The 4,899-nt window shown below is 46.8% G+C and carries 9 protein-coding genes; 1 reads left to right on the top strand and 8 read right to left on the bottom strand.

Annotation, left to right across the window (positions count from 1 at the left end; translation table 11 throughout):
- From mbpB (AB5359_RS10185) to AB5359_RS10165, 5 genes are all read right to left on the bottom strand, one after another.
- Positions 1 to 787, bottom strand: a 787-nt coding sequence (mbpB, locus tag AB5359_RS10185; protein ID WP_368287215.1) for a mobilization protein MbpB, incomplete at its 3' end; no start/stop codon positions are given.
- Complete coding sequence (mbpA, locus tag AB5359_RS10180; RefSeq protein WP_004327437.1) at positions 784 to 1,083, bottom strand: mobilization protein MbpA; 300 nt, start codon at positions 1,081 to 1,083, stop codon at positions 784 to 786. The genes mbpA and mbpB (AB5359_RS10185), both read right to left, overlap by 4 nt.
- Positions 1,084 to 1,275: 192 nt before the next feature.
- Positions 1,276 to 1,473, bottom strand: coding sequence for a hypothetical protein (locus tag AB5359_RS10175; protein WP_004295503.1), 198 nt, complete (start codon positions 1,471 to 1,473; stop codon positions 1,276 to 1,278).
- A 10-nt stretch (positions 1,474 to 1,483) separates the two neighbouring features.
- Positions 1,484 to 1,759, bottom strand: a complete 276-nt coding sequence (locus AB5359_RS10170; RefSeq protein WP_004327436.1) for a type II toxin-antitoxin system YoeB family toxin — start codon at positions 1,757 to 1,759, stop codon at positions 1,484 to 1,486.
- Positions 1,756 to 2,007, bottom strand: a complete 252-nt coding sequence (locus AB5359_RS10165; protein ID WP_004295507.1) for a hypothetical protein — start codon at positions 2,005 to 2,007, stop codon at positions 1,756 to 1,758. The genes AB5359_RS10170 and AB5359_RS10165 overlap by 4 nt, the downstream gene beginning before the upstream one ends.
- A 412-nt stretch (positions 2,008 to 2,419) precedes the next feature.
- On the opposite strand from AB5359_RS10165, the gene AB5359_RS10160 reads away from it, so the two are divergent.
- Positions 2,420 to 3,445, top strand: coding sequence for a replication initiation protein (locus tag AB5359_RS10160; protein WP_004295509.1), 1,026 nt, complete (start codon positions 2,420 to 2,422; stop codon positions 3,443 to 3,445).
- A gap of 36 nt (positions 3,446 to 3,481) precedes the next feature.
- Here AB5359_RS10160 and AB5359_RS10155 read toward each other — a convergent pair whose 3' ends face one another.
- The 3 genes from AB5359_RS10155 to mbpB (AB5359_RS10145) form a co-directional block, all read right to left on the bottom strand.
- Entirely contained in the window at positions 3,482 to 3,712 is a 231-nt protein-coding gene (locus AB5359_RS10155; protein ID WP_004295510.1) for a hypothetical protein, read from the bottom strand.
- Between the two features lie 19 nt (positions 3,713 to 3,731).
- Positions 3,732 to 4,184: a mobilization protein MbpC gene (mbpC, locus tag AB5359_RS10150; protein ID WP_004295511.1), complete on the bottom strand. Its 453-nt coding sequence runs from the start codon at positions 4,182 to 4,184 to the stop codon at positions 3,732 to 3,734.
- Positions 4,141 to 4,899 (bottom strand): mobilization protein MbpB (gene mbpB / locus AB5359_RS10145; RefSeq protein WP_217731716.1); only part of this gene is annotated, 759 nt, incomplete at its 5' end. The genes mbpC and mbpB (AB5359_RS10145), both read right to left, overlap by 44 nt.

Genomic DNA, 4,899 nt, shown 5'->3' with positions numbered 1-4,899 from the left:
GGAAACCTCCTTTTCCGGACGTGAGTTTGTTTCCATGTGATATGCTCATTTGGTTATACTTCAATTTTTTCTGTGTCTGCTCGATATGGGCGAGTGTGTAACCTTTCCCAATCTCGCTTGCCTTGTATTCCGTTCCGCTCCGGGCTGTGACATAGTAGCCGTTAAGTTTTCCGGTGCTTGCCCTGGCTTCCCGAACTTTGAATCCCAGTTTGCCAAGTTCCTCTTGGAATTTGGCAAGGTCAAAGCCCTGCAGCTTCTTCAGTACCTCGTTCATGGCTTCCTTGATTTCCGCTTTATTGGCTTTTCCGATGTCCTGCGACTGCACAAAGTCCCGTTCCTTGGCTATGGCGTTGGCGGCTTCCGTTGCCCGTTTCCCTATCCAGTTGTCCCGGTAGAGTTCCCCGGAAAGGGATATCCGGTTTGCCAGTATATGCAGGTGCGCCTGTTTCTTCTTGCTCTCCGTCCCACTGTGTTTGATGATGATGTACTGGTGGTTCATCAGTCCCATGCGCTGCATGAAGTCGTTGCCAAGTTCTGCCCAGTCCGTATCGGTGAAGCTGGAGCTTTCCTCTATCGAGGGGCTGACCTCAAAACGCAGGCAGTTGTTCTTTACGTTCGGAAAATCAGTGAAGTAAGGTTTCATCTCCTGCACCATTTCCGCACCCGTACACCCGTAAAGCTCATGCCGAGCTATTTCGGTGGCTGCTGCCTGCCCGTCTATCTCTTTGGCGAGGTCGTACTCCAGTGCCGCCACGCCATGTGATATGCTTTTCCCTTTCCCTATCATCGTGAGAGTATTTTTTTGAGTTCTGTGATTAGTGCCCGGTTCTCCTCGAACACTTCCCGGTACTGGCGACCACCGAAGTAGTTGTTCAGCCGTTGGAGCGTTCCTTTCAACTGGGCTATGTCCCGGAGAAGCTGCCGTTCCTCCTCGGTGTACCTCTCCCTTGGGCGCCCCCCAAGGGACAAACTCCGGCAGTATTCCGATACGCTTAGACTGCACCGGGCTGCCTGCTCCGCAAGTGCGTCCTTTTCAAGTTCGGTACACCGGAATGTAATCTTTTCGTTCCGTCTTAGTTCCATGCCACAAAGGTAATCTTAAAATCTTTTTGAGCAAAGCGAGAAAAGCAAGAATTGTCCGACAAGGACACTTCTTGCTATATATACACATGCCGCATGGGAATACATCCACGCCAACCGCCCAGCAAAAAGCCCCGGCGTGTTAGAAAATCCCCCACAGCCTAACAAATTCTACCCCATTTCTACCCAAGGGGATTACACGCCGCAGAAGTCATCCGGGAACATGTCTTCCAGTTCGTCCAAATCAATGGTTTCTTCTTCGGACACCTCCACCCATTCAATGTTTTCTTTCCCTCTTATCGCACATGAGTACATCTCGGCGGCGGCAAGAGAAGAGAACACCTCGTGCATAGGCTCGCCGTTCTCTAACCAGTAAACACAATATTCGACCATAACAGTTTTATCATTTATCGTTGTAATGCCCCTCTACCTCCAAGATGTAGACCTCTACCACTTCCTCGTAAATGTCATAGATTATCCGGTCATGGGCGGTAATGTGTCGAGACCATGTAATATCCCCACCGCCCCTTAACGCTTCGGGATGCCCAAGCCCAGTCTTAGGGTGCTCTAACAATTCTTTGTAGATTTTCTTATACTTCTTGAACAAATTGGGGTTTGATTTCTTCCATTTGGCAATCACCTTATCCACCCCGTCGGAAACCCTAATTGTGTACATCATAGACTATCGAAATAAGCGTCAATATCCTCACTGCTTTTGAGGGTAACACACTTTCCGGATTTGATTTCTTCCCTTGCCTTGTCAATCCTTGCTTGCAGCTCCGGGGTTATCATCAAATCTTCACGACCAACTTTTACCAAAGCGTAAATCTCGTTTTTCCTGCGAATTAGTACCTGCTCGCCATTGTCAGCTTTGGTGAAAGACGCTGCGAGGTTGTTTCGGTATTCTCTTACTGATAATGCTTCCATATCTGTTTGCTTTTAAATTCAGCACAAAGATAGCTATATTTCAATAAAATACAAACATTTTGTACACAAACGTGTACACGCCATAAAAACCCGTTTCCAATCCTACCGCCCGTTGGTTGGTTTTGCTTTGCTCTTTTTCCCTATCGTTTTTCTTTTTCCGACAGTAAATCAACCACTTAGCTCTATAAATTCCCCTTGTCTGTTATAAGCATCGGCTGTAATATGCTCTATCACTTCTTCGCAAACGCCCATAAATAAAGGGATTAGAACATGTGTTTCCCCACACTTTGGGAGTTTAGTCCCCACACTTTGGGAGTTTAAAAGTAAATTAGTCCCCACACTTTGGGAGTTTTACCCCTCTTTTTTTGTTTTAATGTGGGGATTGTGTATATTTGCAGCAAATCAATCGTTTATGAAAAAGAAACTACCTATTACCAAGAATAAAGATGTTGTTGTTTCATGGGTATATACATGGTCAAAACAGCAAGACATGTCCATACACGAACAAAGAATAGTTCTTCGCATACTGGAAGCGTGCCAAGCTGAACTAAAGGGAGTAAAACTGAAAGATTATGCAGGCACGAAACGCAAGTTTGAGCATGGACTTTGGGATGTTGATGCACAAATGCATGTATCTGACGTTATTTTTTCCGGACGTGATTACAATGAAATCATAGCCGCACTCGATTCTTTGGCAGGACGTTTTTTTACTTACGAAGATGACGAGGAATGGTGGAAGTGCGGATTTATATCTAACCCAAAATATAAAAAACGCACTGGCATTATAACCTTTCGTGTGTCTAACGACCTTTGGGATGTGTTTACCAAGTTCGCCAAGGGGTACAGAGAGTTTGAATTAAACAAGGCTCTTGCGCTGCCTACTGGGTATTCCCTTAGGTTTTACATGTTAATGAGTGGGCAGGTGTACCCTTTGGATATATCCCTTGAAAACTTGAAAGACCGTCTTGGCATACCTGCGGACAAATACAAGGACAAGAACGGAAAAGACAGAATAGATCATTTTGAGGAAAGAGTTTTGAAACCAGCAAAGGCTGCGCTTGATGAGAGCTGCCCATACACTTTCAACTACGTGAAAGTGCGTGAAAACCCAAACAACAAACGTAGCAAGGTGACCGGGTTTAGGTTCTACCCGGTCTATCAACCACAGTTCAGAGATGAAGAACTGGAAGGGAAAGAATTGCAAGCAAAGGTTACAGCACGATATCAGATAGACAGCCATGTGTACGAGTACCTCCGTTATTCCTGCGGCTTCACATCGGAAGAGATAAACCGGAACAAAGAGACATTCATAACGGCACAAGAAAAGATAACCGACCTTATCGGAGAACTGGCTCTCCTAAACGGAAAATCACGAGAAAAGAACAATCCGAAAGGGTGGATTATAAACGCCCTTAAAGGGAAAATCAAGGATAAGTAACAAGATTACCCGGCTGAAACACTCCGGGTAATCTTGTCAAATCAGAGGAACGATTTCCATTTCTACACCAAGTTCTTTCATCTGCTGTTGTATTTCCTCGCTGCTTAGTTTCTCTCTCGCCAGTGCAAGCCCATGAAAGGCGTCCCAGCCTGCCGGCTTCGAAACGATACTACCGTTTAGGACGGCATGGGTGATTTCGCCGCCGGACTTCGCACCCTTGTTCAGTATGAAGAAGAACCGGGGTTCTTCGTGTTCCGTTGTTCCCATAATTCGTAAAGTTAGATGTTTATTTATTCCCCTTTTGTTCCCTTGCCTGCTCTTGGTAGTATTCATAATACTGCTTGTAGTTGTCCCGGTCTTTGGCTGCATCCGTCCAAAGATAGCACATGAAACAAGCGAACAATAGGGAGATAACAGCACAAAGGATTGAGTAGAACGAAATTCGTTTGTCCACATAACCGCCGTTTTTCATTCTGTACCCCTGCCGTTCAAAGTCCGCCAACACGTTTTTTAGGCGATTTTCGGCACTTTCAAGGCTTTTCCCGTCTATTTGTACCTTTCGGGCTGTTGCGTCCTCTATGCGCTTCGTATAGACTTCAACACGCTTTAGTTCTTGATACACCAGTTCTACCGCAAGCTGCGGGTTTACCCTTGGCGTTGTATCTTTTCTTTTCCGGGGGCTGTACTGTCCCTGCTTAACGTTGGAAGCTGCCGCTTCCGGGTGTGAGTTTGTTTCCATGAGATATGTTCATTGAGTTGCACTTCAGTTTGCTTTGTGTCCGCTCGATATGGGCGAGAGTGTAGCCTTTCCCTATCTCGCTTGCCTTATACTCCGTACCGCTTCGGGCTGTGACATAGTAGCCGTTAAGTTTCCCGGTGCTTGCCCTGGCTTCCCGGACTTTAAAACCTCTCTTACCAAGTTCTTCCTTGAATTTGGTAAAGTCAAAGCCCTGCATCTTCTTCAATACGCCGTCCATGGCTTCCTTGATTTCCGCTTTGTTGACTTTGCCAATGTCCTGCGACTGTACAAAGTTCCGTTCCTTGGCTATGGCATTGGCGGCTTCCGTTGCCTTTTTCCCTATCCAGTTGTCCCGGTACAGTTCCCCGGAAAGGGAAACCCGGTTTGCCAGTATGTGCAGGTGGGCTTGCTCTTTCTTGCTCTCCGTACCGCTGTGCCGGATGATGATGTACTGGTGGTTCGCCAACCCCATGCGCTGCATGAAGTCGTTACCAAGTTCCGCCCAGTCCGCATCCGTAAAGGTGGCGCTTTCCTCTATCGAGGGGCTGACCTCGAAACGTAGGCAGTTGTTTTTTACGTTCGGAAAATCAATGTGATACGGTTTCATTTCCTGCACCATTTCCGCACCAGTACACCCATAAAGTTCATGCCGGGCTATCTCGGTGGCTACTGCCTGCCCGTTTATCTCTTTGGCGAGGTCGTACTCCAGTGCCGC

It is taken from the genome of Lactobacillus sp. RTP31084st1_F9_RTP31084_210423 (assembly GCF_040919545.1).
GTDB lineage: Bacteria > Bacillota > Bacilli > Lactobacillales > Lactobacillaceae > Lactobacillus > Lactobacillus paragasseri.
The sequence above is the reverse complement of the archived record's forward strand: the minus strand, read 5'-3'. Positions and strand labels throughout refer to the sequence as shown.

What these genes read in the sequence shown, in the direction of transcription:
- mbpA (WP_004327437.1), bottom strand. Translation starts at nt 1,083, where the DNA reads ATGGAACTAAGACGGAACGAAAAGATTACATTCCGGTGTACCGAACTT.
- AB5359_RS10175 (WP_004295503.1), bottom strand. Translation starts at nt 1,473, where the DNA reads ATGGTCGAATATTGTGTTTACTGGTTAGAGAACGGCGAGCCTATGCAC.
- AB5359_RS10170 (WP_004327436.1), bottom strand. Translation starts at nt 1,759, where the DNA reads ATGATGTACACAATTAGGGTTTCCGACGGGGTGGATAAGGTGATTGCC.
- AB5359_RS10165 (WP_004295507.1), bottom strand. Translation starts at nt 2,007, where the DNA reads ATGGAAGCATTATCAGTAAGAGAATACCGAAACAACCTCGCAGCGTCT.
- AB5359_RS10160 (WP_004295509.1), top strand. Translation starts at nt 2,420, where the DNA reads ATGAAAAAGAAACTACCTATTACCAAGAATAAAGATGTTGTTGTTTCA.
- AB5359_RS10155 (WP_004295510.1), bottom strand. Translation starts at nt 3,712, where the DNA reads ATGGGAACAACGGAACACGAAGAACCCCGGTTCTTCTTCATACTGAAC.
- mbpC (WP_004295511.1), bottom strand. Translation starts at nt 4,184, where the DNA reads ATGGAAACAAACTCACACCCGGAAGCGGCAGCTTCCAACGTTAAGCAG.